Source organism: Limnohabitans sp. Rim8, from assembly GCF_943326455.1.
GTDB lineage: Bacteria > Pseudomonadota > Gammaproteobacteria > Burkholderiales > Burkholderiaceae_C > Limnohabitans_A.
In genome coordinates this window covers 40,717-53,047 of record NZ_CALPTI020000013.1, presented here as the reverse complement: position 1 = coordinate 53,047, position 12,331 = coordinate 40,717, and the positions used below count along the sequence as shown (strand labels likewise).

Annotated in this window: 13 protein-coding genes; 10 read left to right on the top strand and 3 right to left on the bottom strand. The window is 58.8% G+C overall.

Features of this window, described 5'->3' with window-relative positions; genetic code table 11:
- Nucleotides 1-6 precede the first annotated feature (6 nt).
- From Q1M54_RS10345 to Q1M54_RS10335, 3 genes are read left to right on the top strand one after another with little or no spacing between them, the layout of a single operon-like run.
- Nucleotides 7-972: an aspartate carbamoyltransferase catalytic subunit gene (locus Q1M54_RS10345; RefSeq protein ID WP_300556942.1), complete on the top strand. Its 966-nt coding sequence runs from the start codon at nt 7-9 to the stop codon at nt 970-972.
- A 25-nt stretch (nt 973-997) separates the two neighbouring features.
- Nucleotides 998-2,293 (top strand): dihydroorotase, encoded by a 1,296-nt coding sequence (locus Q1M54_RS10340; RefSeq protein WP_300556940.1) that lies wholly within the window; start codon nt 998-1,000, stop codon nt 2,291-2,293.
- Nucleotides 2,294-2,313: 20 nt separating this feature from the next.
- Nucleotides 2,314-3,054, top strand: coding sequence for a lysophospholipid acyltransferase family protein (locus Q1M54_RS10335; RefSeq protein WP_300556938.1), 741 nt, complete (start codon nt 2,314-2,316; stop codon nt 3,052-3,054).
- 38 nt (nt 3,055-3,092) lie between these two features.
- On the opposite strand, the gene Q1M54_RS10330 is transcribed toward Q1M54_RS10335, so the two are convergent.
- Nucleotides 3,093-4,253, bottom strand: coding sequence for an ABC transporter ATP-binding protein (locus Q1M54_RS10330; RefSeq protein WP_300556936.1), 1,161 nt, complete (start codon nt 4,251-4,253; stop codon nt 3,093-3,095).
- 47 nt (nt 4,254-4,300) lie between these two features.
- On the opposite strand from Q1M54_RS10330, the gene Q1M54_RS10325 reads away from it, so the two are divergent.
- Entirely contained in the window at nt 4,301-5,935 is a 1,635-nt protein-coding gene (locus Q1M54_RS10325) for an iron ABC transporter permease (RefSeq protein WP_300556934.1), read from the top strand.
- A 38-nt stretch (nt 5,936-5,973) separates the two neighbouring features.
- Here the strand turns inward: Q1M54_RS10325 and Q1M54_RS10320 are convergent, their stop codons facing one another.
- The gene (locus tag Q1M54_RS10320; RefSeq protein WP_300556932.1) at nt 5,974-6,909 is read right to left on the bottom strand and encodes an ion transporter; all 936 of its coding nucleotides are present in this window, start codon (nt 6,907-6,909) and stop codon (nt 5,974-5,976) included.
- Nucleotides 6,910-7,036: 127 nt separating this feature from the next.
- Here Q1M54_RS10320 and Q1M54_RS10315 point away from each other — a divergent pair, with 127 nt between their 5' ends.
- From Q1M54_RS10315 to Q1M54_RS10295, 5 genes are all read left to right on the top strand, one after another.
- Nucleotides 7,037-7,921 carry an MBL fold metallo-hydrolase gene (locus Q1M54_RS10315; RefSeq protein ID WP_300556930.1) on the top strand — a complete coding sequence of 295 codons (885 nt, stop codon included), beginning with the start codon at nt 7,037-7,039 and terminating at the stop codon, nt 7,919-7,921.
- A 199-nt stretch (nt 7,922-8,120) separates the two neighbouring features.
- The gene (locus Q1M54_RS10310; RefSeq protein WP_300556928.1) at nt 8,121-8,450 is read left to right on the top strand and encodes a metalloregulator ArsR/SmtB family transcription factor; all 330 of its coding nucleotides are present in this window, start codon (nt 8,121-8,123) and stop codon (nt 8,448-8,450) included.
- An 85-nt stretch (nt 8,451-8,535) separates the two neighbouring features.
- Nucleotides 8,536-8,946 (top strand): DsrE family protein, encoded by a 411-nt coding sequence (locus Q1M54_RS10305; protein WP_300556926.1) that lies wholly within the window; start codon nt 8,536-8,538, stop codon nt 8,944-8,946.
- Nucleotides 8,947-8,995: 49 nt separating this feature from the next.
- Nucleotides 8,996-9,304 carry a c-type cytochrome gene (locus Q1M54_RS10300; RefSeq protein WP_300556924.1) on the top strand — a complete coding sequence of 103 codons (309 nt, stop codon included), beginning with the start codon at nt 8,996-8,998 and terminating at the stop codon, nt 9,302-9,304.
- An 11-nt stretch (nt 9,305-9,315) separates the two neighbouring features.
- A complete protein-coding gene (locus Q1M54_RS10295; protein ID WP_300556922.1) occupies nt 9,316-10,590 on the top strand; it encodes an FAD/NAD(P)-binding oxidoreductase in 1,275 nt (424 codons plus the stop codon).
- A 65-nt stretch (nt 10,591-10,655) separates the two neighbouring features.
- Here the strand turns inward: Q1M54_RS10295 and Q1M54_RS10290 are convergent, their stop codons facing one another.
- Nucleotides 10,656-11,720 (bottom strand): YeeE/YedE family protein, encoded by a 1,065-nt coding sequence (locus Q1M54_RS10290; protein ID WP_300556920.1) that lies wholly within the window; start codon nt 11,718-11,720, stop codon nt 10,656-10,658.
- 101 nt (nt 11,721-11,821) lie between these two features.
- Between Q1M54_RS10290 and Q1M54_RS10285 the strand changes: the two genes are divergently transcribed.
- Complete coding sequence (locus tag Q1M54_RS10285; protein WP_300556918.1) at nt 11,822-12,325, top strand: thioredoxin fold domain-containing protein; 504 nt, start codon at nt 11,822-11,824, stop codon at nt 12,323-12,325.
- Nucleotides 12,326-12,331 lie beyond the last annotated feature (6 nt).

Here is a 12,331-nt window from a genome sequence, read left to right as displayed (position 1 = left end):
GACACCATGCTTTACAAACGCAACAACCCCCAACTGAACAAAAATGGCGAGCTGATCCACCTGCTCTCCACAGAAGGCTTGTCCAAAGACATCCTGACCCATATCCTCGATACGGCGCAGGGCTTTGTCAGCGTGAGTGACCGCGAAGTGAAGAAGGTGCCGCTTTTGCGTGGCAAAAGCGTGTTCAACCTGTTTTTTGAAAACAGCACCCGCACCCGCACCACCTTTGACATCGCGGCCACACGTTTGTCAGCCGATGTGTACACGCTCGACATCGCCCGATCGTCGGCCAGCAAGGGCGAGTCACTGCTCGACACCATTGCCAACCTGAGCGCCATGGCGGCCGACATCTTTGTGGTGCGCCACAGCGAATCGGGTGCCCCGTACCTGATCGCTCAGCACGTCGCGCCCCATGTGCATGTGGTCAATGCGGGCGACGGCCGTCATGCCCACCCGACCCAAGCGTTGCTGGACATGTACACCATCCGGCACTATAAAAAAGACTTTTCGAACCTCACTGTGGCCATCGTGGGCGACGTGCTGCACTCGCGCGTTGCGCGCTCAGACATCCATGCGCTCACCACCCTAGGCTGCGCCGAAGTGCGGGTGGTCGGCCCCAAAACTTTGGTGCCAGCCGATATGGCGCAAATGGGCGTGCGTGTTTTTAACAACCTTGAAGAAGGCATCAAGGGCTGCGACGTGGTGATCATGCTTCGCCTGCAAAACGAACGCATGAGCGGTGCGCTTCTGCCCTCCAGCCAAGAGTACTTCGAAAGCTTTGGCCTGACGCCTGAAAAACTGCAACTGGCCAAACCCGACGCCATCGTCATGCACCCCGGTCCGATCAACCGGGGGGTCGAGATCGACTCTGCGGTGGTCGATGGCCAGCAAAGCGTGATCTTGCCGCAGGTGACTTTCGGCATCGCGGTGCGCATGGCGGTCATGAGCATCGTCTCGGGCAACGTCGCGTGAACAAAAGCCGATAAGGAAACAGACGATGAAACTCCTCATTCAAAACGGCCGCGTCATTGACCCTTCCAGCGGCTTCGACCAAATCGGCGATGTGGCGATCGCGGCTGGGCGCATCGTGGCCATGGGCCAGGCGCTTGCTGACTTCACGCCCAACCGCGTGATCGATGCCAGGGGCTGCATCGTGGCCCCCGGCTTGGTGGATTTGGCGGCACGCCTGCGCGAGCCCGGCCAAGAACATGCCGGGATGCTCGAGAGTGAATTGGCCGCAGCCGTGGCCGGTGGCGTGACCAGCTTGGTCTGCCCGCCTGACACCCAGCCCGTGCTCGACGAACCCGGTTTGGTGGAGATGCTGCGTTACCGCGCCGAAAAACTTCACCAGGCCCGTGTGCTGCCGCTGGGCGCACTCACGGTGGGACTGAAGGGCGATGTGCTGACCGAAATGGGTCAACTCACGGCTGCGGGATGTGTGGGCTTTTCTCAGGCAGAGGTGCCGATTCAAAGCACCCAAGTGCTGCAACGTGCCTTGCAATACGCCAGCACCTTTGGTTTCGCGGTGTGGCTGCGACCGCAAGAGCTGTATTTGGGCAAGGGCGTGGCCGCCAGCGGTGCTTTGGCCACGCGCATGGGTTTGTCGGGCGTGTCGGTGGCGGCCGAAACCATCGCTTTGCACACCATCTTTGAGCTGGTGCGCAGCACCCGTGCCCGGGTGCACCTGTGCCGCATCAGCAGTGCCCAAGGGGTGGACCTGGTGCGCCAGGCCAAGTCAGAGGGTTTGCCAGTAACGGCCGATGTGAGCATCAACTCACTGCACCTGACCGATGCCGACATGGGTTACTTTGACAGCCGAGCCCGCCTGACGCCCGTGCTGCGCCAGCAACGTGACCGCGACGCCCTGCGTGCGGGCTTGGCCGACGGCACGCTCGATGTGCTGGTGTCGGATCACACCCCGGTCGATGCCGACGCCAAGGCCTTGCCCTTTGCCGAAGCCGAACCCGGTGCGACCGGTTTGGAATTGTTGTGGAGTCTGGCCCTGAAGTGGGGCCAAGATGCCCAACTGCCCGTGACGCAAGTGCTCTCGCGCATCACGGCCGACCCGGCCCGCGTGCTGGGCACCACTTTGGGCAGCTTGCAAGATTCGGTGGGCCATTTGGCTGTGGGCGGCGTGGCCGATGTGTGCGTGTTGTCCACCGAAGGCCATTGGCTGGTAGCCGATGCCGCCTTGCGCAGCCAAGGCAAGAGCACACCGTTTTCGGGCTATGAATTGCCCGGACGTGTGTTGGCCACGGTGGTGGCTGGACAAGTGGCCTTCGAAGCTGCTTGATTGCAGGGCGCAGCATCAGCATGGGTTCTTTGGGCGCCGTTTGGAAATTTTTGCGCGGTTTGTGGCACGTGCTGAGGGGCATGTGGACGATTTACGTGCGCTTTCCCCAGTTCAGCCCCGAGCAACGTGAGATGCGTGTGCAAGCGTGGGCGCTGCAGTTTTTGGCCTTGTGGGGCGTGCACTTGCGGGTCTTGGGCCAACCTGTAGCAAACGGCCCCACGCTGATGGTGGCCAACCACATTTCGTGGCTGGACATATTGGTCATCCATGCGGCCAGGCACTGCCGTTTTGTCTCTAAATCTGATATCCGGGACTGGCCCTTGGTGGGCATGTTGGCCACGGGTGCTGGCACGCTGTACATCGAGCGCACCAGCCGCAAAGATGCGTTGCGCATGGTCAAGGAAATGGCCGATGCCATGAGGAATGGCGATGTGGTGGCGGTCTTTCCGGAAGGCACCACCAGCGATGGACGGGAGTTGTTGCCTTTTCATGCCAACCTGATTCAGGCGGCCATTCAGGCCGATGCCCCAGTGCAACCCATGTCTATCAAGTTCATCGATGCGCAAACCGGTGAGCTGAGCTTTGCGCCTTGCTACATCGGCGACGACACCCTGATCGGCTCCATGTGGCGAACCCTGAAATCCAGCCGCATCGAGGCGGTGGTGCACTTTGGCGAGCCCCAAGTTGCCAACGGCAGGGACCGCCGCGCTTGGGCGCAGGATTTGCGCCAAGACATCATGCTTTTGCGGGACGCCCCCTAGGCCCTTGACTCACCCGAACGGCCGTTGGGTGGCGTCTTTCAAACGAATTTGACGGGTTGGTACTTGGGGTCGGTGTGCTCACAAGCCTCGGCTTTGGCACAAGGCATTTGGCACAGGTCTCTGTCGGAGACCGGGCAGGCGCGGTTGAAGGTCACCACATGGTCCACTTCGGCGCGGATGCCAATCCATTCGCCGAGTTTGTGGTCGTGGTGGCTGGGCACGTGGGCCATCAACAGGTCACCGCTGGCCAAGCGCAAGGTGTACAAAAATTCAGAACCACGGAAGGCTTTGCGGATGATTTCGGCCTTCACGGGCGCGTCATCGTCGTGCACGATGTCATCAGCCCGCAAAAGCACGTCGCATTGCCCGTCCTCAAAAGCGCAGGGCAGGGGGCATTCGGCCACATCGCGCAGCTCGCCCACCGGGGTGCTCACCAAGATGTGCCCGTCCACTTCACGCAAGGTGGCGGGGGTGAACACGCCGTGGCCAATGAAGTCGGCCACAAAGCGGGTGGCAGGGCGGTGGTAAAGGCTGTAGGCATCGTCCCACTGGTGCAGTTGCCCTTCGCTCATGACGCCGATCACATCGCCAATGGCAAAGGCTTCAAGTTGGTCGTGCGTCACCAGCAAAGCGGTGGCTTGAGCGGCCTTGAGGATGTTGCGCACCTCTTGCGCCAAGCGTTCACGCAGGTCGATGTCCAGGTTGGAAAATGGCTCGTCCAACAGCAGCAGGTCGGGCCGAGGGGCCAAAGCACGGGCCAAGGCCACGCGTTGCTGTTGGCCGCCAGACAACTCGTGCGCAAAACGTTTGTCAGCGCCGTTCAGACCCACCAAATCCAGCACCTCGGCCACGCGGTGTTGGCGTTCGGCCTTGGACAGGTGGGCCAAGCCAAAGCCCACATTGCGGCCCACATCCATGTGAGGGAACAAGGCGTAATCCTGGAAAACCATGCCGATGCGGCGGCTTTCAGCGGGTTCGGTGTGTTGCGCGTCACTGACCACGCGGTCAGACAGCAGCACTTGGCCGCCTGAAAGTGGCTCCAGGCCGGCCACGGCCCGCAGCAAGCTGGTCTTGCCGCAGCCCGAAGGTCCAATCAAAACGCCAATGTCACCTGCCTTGAGGCTCAGGTTCACACCTTGCACCGCAGGTGCGGTGCTGCCGGGGTAGCGGATGTCCAGTTGACGCAGTTCAAGAAACATGACTTGGATTGTAGGCAGGTTGATCTGCGCTCCTACAATCCAAGCCTATGCTGACCACTTTGGCCCGCCGTTTATCGGGCCTCCCTTCCTTGCTGTTTGGTTTGCTGGCGCTGGCTTTGGCCTTGCCGGTTTTGACCGTGCTCGGCTCGTGGCTGCAGTGGAGCAGCGAGAGCGCCAACATCTTGCGCGAGATGGCTGCCACCGTGCTCCCCGATTACGCACTGACCACGCTGGGTCTGTGCCTGATGGTGGCGGTGGGCGTGACGGTGCTGGGCTTGGCCACGGCGGCGCTGGTCACGCTGTTTGATTTTCCAGGACGCGGCGTCTTTGAATGGTTGCTGCTTTTGCCGCTCGCCATGCCGGCCTATGTGGTGGCTTATGCCTACACCGACTTTTTGCAGTTCAGCGGGTCGCTGCAGGTGGCCCTGCGCGAGGCGCTGGGTTTGCAGGGCCGCTTGTGGCCCGATGTGCGCAGCGTCTGGGGTGCGGCGCTGGTGTTCACACTGTCGCTCTACCCGTATGTGTATTTGCTGGCCCGCACGGCTTTGGTGGAGCGGGCCTCGGGCTTGATGGAAGCGGCGCGCCTTTTGGGCGCACCGCTGTCAAGGCGTATCCGCGAAATCGCCTTGCCTTTGGCCCGCCCCGCTGTGGCAGCAGGTGTGGCGCTGGCGCTCATGGAGACCTTGGCCGACTTCGGCGTGTCCAGTTACTTTGGCATTCAGACTTTCACAGCCGGCATTTACAAAGCCTGGCTGTCGATGGACAACCGCATTGCCGCTGCCCAGTTGGCCACGGTGCTGCTGGCCGTGGTGGTGGTGTTGCTGCAGCTGGAGCAACGTGCCCAAAAGCGCATGCGTTTTAACCAGGGGCGTGGTGCGCGCCAGGGCTCTGCCGAGGCGCAGCCGGTGCAGCTGCATGGCATGCGGCGCCTGCTGGCGTGGACCATCTGCAGCTTGCCTGTGTTGCTGGGCTTTGTGTTGCCCGTGCTCATCATGTTGCGGGCCTTTGTGGGTGAGACCAGCGAAATGCCATGGGAGCGTTTTGGTCATTGGGCTTGGACCAGTCTGCGCCTGGGCGCCATCACGGCTGTGCTGGCTGTGGGCGTGGCCCTGGCCCTGGCTTTCAGTGCGCGCACCCGCGCCGACCGCATCAGCCAAGGCGCGATCCAGCTGGTGGGTTTGGGTTATGCCATCCCGGGTGCGGTCGTTGTGGTCGGTTTGCTGTTGCCATTGGGCTGGATTCAGCAAATTTGGCCTGCCTCGTCTGCAGGCGCTTGGATCACGGCCACTTCTTTGGGTCTGGTGTGGGCGTATTTGGTGCGCTTTTGCGCGGTAGCTTTGCAATCTGTGCAAAGCGGCTATGCGCGCATTCCGGCCAGTTTGGACGATTCGGCCCGCATGCTGGGCGTGACCGGTTGGGGATTGATGCGCCGTGTGCATGCGCCGCTGCTTCAGCGCACCACCATTGCCGCTGCCTTGCTGGTGTTTGTGGATGTGATGAAGGAGTTGCCCGCCACCATGGTGTTGCGCCCCTTCAACAGCGACACCCTGGCCGTGGTGGCTTACCAGTTGGCGCGCGATGAGCGCTTGGGTGAAGCGGCTCTGCCCTCATTGGCCTTGGTGTTGGTGGGTTTGATTCCGGTGATTTTGCTCAGCCGGACTTTGCGTCAACCAGCTGCCTGAGCACCCAAAAGGCCTAGCACCTGCTGGGTAAGTGGCCTTCAATCCCTTCGGGCCATCAAAGACTTTTCTTCCAGTATTTGCCGCACGATGGCCCGTGCGTGGTCCTCGGTCAGGCTGTATTCGTGGCGCAAATGTTCAATCGTCCGTTGCTCTTTGGCATCGACATGGCCGTCTTTGAGGAGTTCCTCGACTTCGGTGGTGAATTCCAGTTCGTGGGTGCGTACCCGTGCAGCAAAGGCCGAGGCCACGATGCCTGTCAGCAATGCCGCAGTCAAAATCCCCGACAAAGCGGTGAATGCGCCAATCACTTTGCCCCATGGCGACAGGGGGGTGACATCGCCATAGCCCACGGTGGTGATGGTCACGATGGACCACCACATGGCGTCAGGGATGGTGCCCAGTTTGTCGGGCTGTAAAGCGTGCTCGGCAAAGTACATCAAGCACGAGGTGATGAAGATGGACAACACCAAGAGGTAGAGCGCCGACACAAAAGCGTCTCGTTCGGCATAGATCGAGGCCATCAGGTCCTCGAGTGCGGTGGAGTAATGCGACAACTTCAAGATGCGCATGACACGGATGATGCGCAAAAAGCGCAAGTCAAGGCCCGGCAGCAAGGCTTGCAAAAAGAAAGGCAGGATGGCCAACACATCCACCAAACCATGAAAACTGAAAACGTAGGCCAGGCGCCGGCGGGTTATGGTGGCGTGCTTTAGAGGGTTTCTGTCGGCGGCTGTCCACAGGCGCAGCAAGTATTCAACGCTGAAGAAGGCCACCGATAGCATTTCAAACAGGCGCAGGCTTGGGCCGTACTGCGCCTCAATAGAAGGCACCGATTCCATGATCACAGCCAGCACGTTGCTGAGCACCATCAGGGTCAGCACCCATGAGAAGAAAGCCGCTGCCCTTTTGTCTTGTTGCCCTTGAAGCTCCAAAATCAATAACAGGCGTTGCCGTTGTGGATTGTTAGCGTGCATAGGGGCATCTTAGACAAGATAACGAGCCTGAATGACCGTCTGGATCAAGACATTGGTCATGGCTGATATAAAGAGGCTTGATTTTTGAGCGCCAGCATGGCGCTTTACCACTCCAAGGATTGCTGTTATGTCCCTCGACACACCGTTGCCCGTCTTGCCCCAAGTCAAAGGTTTCTTTGATCCCGGCACTTGGACCGTGAGCTATGTGGTCTATGCATTGGCCGGTTCGGCCTGCGCCATCATTGACTCGGTGTTGGACTATGACCCCAAGTCGGGCCGCACCAGCACGGTTTCGGCCGACCGGGTGATTGACTTTGTGCGCGAGCAGGGCCTGCAGGTGGCTTGGATTTTGGAAACCCACGCCCATGCTGATCACCTGAGCGCCGCACCCTATTTGAAAGCCCAGTTGGGTGGTCAAACCGCTATGGGCGCCCACATCACGGCGGTGCAAAAAGTGTTCAAGGGCATTTTCAATTTGGAGCCCGATTTTGCTGTGGATGGTCGCCAGTTTGACCGTTTGTTGGCCGATGGTGAAACCTTGCCTGTGGGCGATATGCCATTGCAAGCCTTGTCGGTGCCGGGCCACACCCCGGCATGCATGGCCTATCGGGTGGGCGATGCGGTGTTTGTGGGCGACACCTTGTTCATGCCCGATGTGGGTTCGGCCCGCTGCGATTTCCCCGGGGGAGATGCCCAAGCGCTTTACGCGTCGGTGCAAAGAATTTTGAGCCTGCCCGCGCAAACCCGGTTGTTTCTTTGCCACGATTACCCGCCCGAGGGCCGCACAGTGCAGTTTGAGACCACCGTGGCCGAGCAGCGCGCTGCCAACATCCACCTCAAAGACGGCATTGGTGAAGCTGATTTTGTGCGCATGCGCAGTGCCCGTGATGCCACTTTGGCCATGCCGGTGTTGATGTTGCCTGCAGTCCAGATCAATATCCGGGCTGGGGAAATGCCCCCTGCCGAGGCCAATGGGGTGGCTTACCTCAAGATTCCTCTGAACGCTGTTTGACATTGCTGGGTCGGCGGCTTTAGCTGAATTTGTGCATAAGCAAAGAACAAATCAATGGTTGGATGTCTGTTTGAAAATGGCCACAATGCGACATCGCCGTGTGGAGCGTTGCTGTGTGGCTGGTAACAGTTGCCCAAAATAAGAACCGTCGCCTGGATATTGGACAATCGGGCGAGAAGCCTACCAATGGAATTGACCCATGCCCGCCAAAACCCCATTAGAAGACAGCGTTTTGACCGACTCTGAAGAAGTCTTTGAAAAAGCCGCAGAGGTGTTTCGGGTGATGTCTGCGCCCATGCGGCTGCGCATCATCAGTGCGCTGTGCAATGCTGAGAAAAACGTCGGTGAGTTGCTGGCCGAAATCGACACCACGCAGCCCAACATGTCACAGCACCTGAACACGCTGTATCAAGCTGGGGTGGTGGGCAAGCGCCGCGATGGCGTGCAAATTTATTACCGCATCATCAACGAGCGGGTGGTCACGCTCTGCCGGGCGGTGTGCGTCCAGATCGCCAGCGAGTCCGATTGAAAGATCGGCGTCAGTTTAGAGTCGGGTTTTCACGGGCAAAGATTCGCCCTTGACGCGACTAATATCCATACTTAAGGAGAAACGAATGAAAAGAAACCTGTTGCTGCTGATCGGTCTGTTGGTCACAACGCTTTCCTGGGCGGATATCAAGGTCGTGTACCACCTGAGTGAGGGCATTCCTCAGGCTTCACGGGCGATTGGCAATATCCGTAACCACTTGGCAGCCGACCCCAAGGTCAAGATTGTGGTGGTGGCCCATGGTTTGGGCATCGACTTTTTGCTGGATGGTGCTGTCAACCAAATGGACCAAGCCTTTGCGGGTGGCGTCAGCGATTTGGCCAATAAAGGGGTGGAGTTTCGCGTTTGCAACAACACCCTGGTGTCGCGCAAAATTTCGACCGACAAGTTGTTGATGGAAGCCAAAGTGGTGCCTGCAGGCGTGGCCGAAGTGGCCACATTGCAAGCCAAGCAAGGCTTTGTTTATTTGCGTCCCTGAGTTGGCTGGGTGACACCAGCCATGCATTGATTTTTATCGAGGAAAACCCATGAAAATGAAACACCTTTTGGCGGCCGCCAGCTTGCTCGCCGTGACGGGTCTGGCGCAAGCCCAGATCGATCCCCTGCAGGCCCGCAGTTTGGCAGCATCTTGCGCAGCTTGTCACGGCACCGATGGCCGTGCACAGCCCGGCATGATTTCGTTGGCAGGCTCCAACAAGAACGACATGATCAAGAAGATGCAAGATTACAAGGCCGGTCGCGTACCTGCCGCTACCATCATGCACCAGCTCGCCAAGGGCTACACCGACGAGCAAATTGAAGCCATCGCCGGTTATTTTGCAGCCCAAAAACGATAAGGAAAATTGCCATGCAACGTCGTCATTTTTTACAAACCGGCTCCGCTTTGGGTGCCATGGGAATGGTTTCTGGCTGTGCCACCATCGGTGGTGGCAGCGGACCTAAGGTGGTGGTCATTGGTGGCGGTTATTCGGGTGCCACGGCAGCCAAATACTTGCGCATGTGGTCTGACCACAAAATCCAGGTCACCTTGGTTGAGCCCAACAATGCCTTCATCTCTTGCCCCATCTCCAACTTGGTGCTCGGCGGCAGCAAGACGATGGCCGACATCACCACCCCCTATGACAACCTGACCAAGCGCCACGGCGTCAAAGTCATCAAGGACCGCGTCAACACCATCGACGCTGACAAGCGCATCGTCAAACTGGCGGGCGGCACTGAGCTGAGCTATGACCGCCTGATCGTCTCGCCTGGTGTGGATTTCATGTGGGAAACCTTGCCCGGCATGAACCGCGCAGGCGCTAAAGAGCAAGTGATGCACGCCTGGAAGGCCGGCGAGCAAACCCTGACCCTGCGCAAGCAACTCGAAGCCATGCCTGATGGCGGCGTGTTCGCCATGTCCATTCCCTTGGCGCCTTACCGCTGCCCTCCCGGCCCTTACGAGCGCGCTTGCCAGGTGGCCGACTACTTCACTAAATTCAAGCCCAAGAGCAAAGTGCTGATTTTGGACGCCAACGACGACGTCACCTCCAAGCCTGCTTTGTTCAAGAAAGCCTGGACAGACCGCTACAAAGGCATCATCGAGTACCGCGGCAAGCACAACGTGACCGATGTGGATGTGGCCAACAAGACCTTGAAGTTTGAGTTCAACGAAGACATCAAGGCCAGCGTTTTGAACGTGATCCCCAGCATGCGCGCTGGTGACATTGCTGCCAACGCAGGCTTGGCTACAGCCAACAAGCGCTGGTGCGAGGTGGACTTCTTGACCTTTGAATCCAAAGCGGCCAAGAATGTGCACGTGCTGGGCGACTCGATCCAGATTGCGCCGGGCATGCCCAAATCAGGTCACATGGCCAACCAGCATGGCAAGACCTGTGCGGCTGCGGTCATTGCGTTGTTGATGGGCAAAGAGGTCAACAACATGCCGGTCTACAACAACACCTGCTACAGCTTCGTGAGCAGCAAAGATGTGATCCATGTGGCCAGCGTGCACCGTTATGATGCCGAGAGAAAGACCATGGTGGCTGTGGCTGGCGCGGGTGGTGTTTCGAGCGCGGCCAACGAACTGGAAGGCATCTACGCCTTGTCTTGGGCGCAAAACATCTGGGCCGACACACTGGCTTGATGCTTTGATGTCTCACCCCAAAACGCCGCAGTCTTTGGATTTGTGGCGTTTTTTTTGGTGGTTGTTTACATGGCCCAGCCCATGCTGCGATGGATGCGCCAAGAGATGCCCGCGCCCAACCAAATGGCGATCAACGTGAGCCAAGCGGTGACCGAGAAAATGGACCCACCGGTCAAGCCAGCGCCCACGGTGCAGCCGCCCGCCAAGACGGCACCAAAACCCATGAGGACAGCGCCTGTCAGGTAATGACCGAGTTTGTTTTCGGTTTTGAAGCCTTCAAATTTGAACTCGCCGCCCACCAAGGCACCCAACAAAGAGCCGACAAATGTGGCGGGCAATAAACCGGCATCAAAGCCCACGCTGGGTGATGTGGCGCTGGACAACACCCGCATCAACATTTCTGCCGATGCGCTGCTGAAGCTGAGGCTTTGGATTTGAATGGCTTCAAACGACTGTGACGCGATGGCTTGGGTCAAACCCCAACCGAGAGCGATGCTCAATCCCGTGACCAGTGCAAATGCGGCCAAGCTCCAGCGCTGGGGATGTGTTTTGAAAAAAAAGTAAAAACCGGTGGCCAGTGCCAACAAAGCCAGAGCCAGGCCACCCGATGCCCCAAGCCCTGTGATGTGGAGCAAGTCCCGCGACGGACCACCGTCCACAGCCCACCAGCCTGCCAAGGCTTTGCGAGCGGGAGCCAACCAGCCAGCAATGCTGGCTTGAACTGTGACCGCAAAGACCAAACCAGCCAACAAGGCACGCATGTTGCCGTTGGCTGACAAGATCAGCAAACGGCTGGCGCATCCACGAGTCAAGATCATGCCGGCACCAAAAAACAAGCCCCCCAGAACAGCGCCCGATATGCTGCTCGGCATGGCGATGTAGCGGGCGTCTGCAGGTTTCAGACCACCCATGAACACCAATGCCTGAACACCCACCAGGCAAGCCCCGAATGCCAGCCACCAGACGCTGAACCGATCGCGCGCCTGACCTTCGCAGCATTCAATCACGGCCGCACGGGCACAAAAGCGGCTGCGCTGGGCAGCAAAACCGAAAATGAAACCCACCAGGGCACCGGCCATGGCCAATACATGGGTGTCGCCCCAGGTTTCGAGCAAGCTTGCGAGATTCACGAATTTCTCCAATAATTCATTGGTTTCTTATATTTATTGGTGCCGAGTTGTCCAATCCTGTGGACAACGCAAAACCCGCTATTGTCCACTTTCTTAAATCCATGCCGTCAGTACTCTCTTTGCCAAACCAGCCAGCATGGCGCAGGCGTGACTGTTTGTTAATGGCTGGCTTGGCCTTGGGGTTTGGGCCCGCGCTCGCTCAACGCAGCGCCGCCACATTGCCTGCCGCGCAATCTTTGCCAGAAGAATTGGCTCGAGCGATTCAAAACAAACAACCCTTGGTGGTCATGGTGAGTCTGGACGGCTGTGTGTTTTGTCGCCAAGCGCGGCACAGTCACTTGTCGCCCATGCAAAAAGCCGGCACGGTCATCGTGCAGGTGGATATGCGCAGCACCCAGGCGGTGGTTGATTTTGGGGGCAGGCTATCGACCCATGACCAACTGGTCCGAGCATGGAAGGTGCCCATCGCGCCAACGCTTTTGTTTTTTGGGCCCCAAGGCAAAGAAGTGGCCGAGCGCATGGAAGGCGCCTATTTGCCCGACTTTTACGGTCCTTATCTGGAAGAGCGCATGGCACAGGGGCGCAAAGCATTGACGTCTCTTTGACCTTGT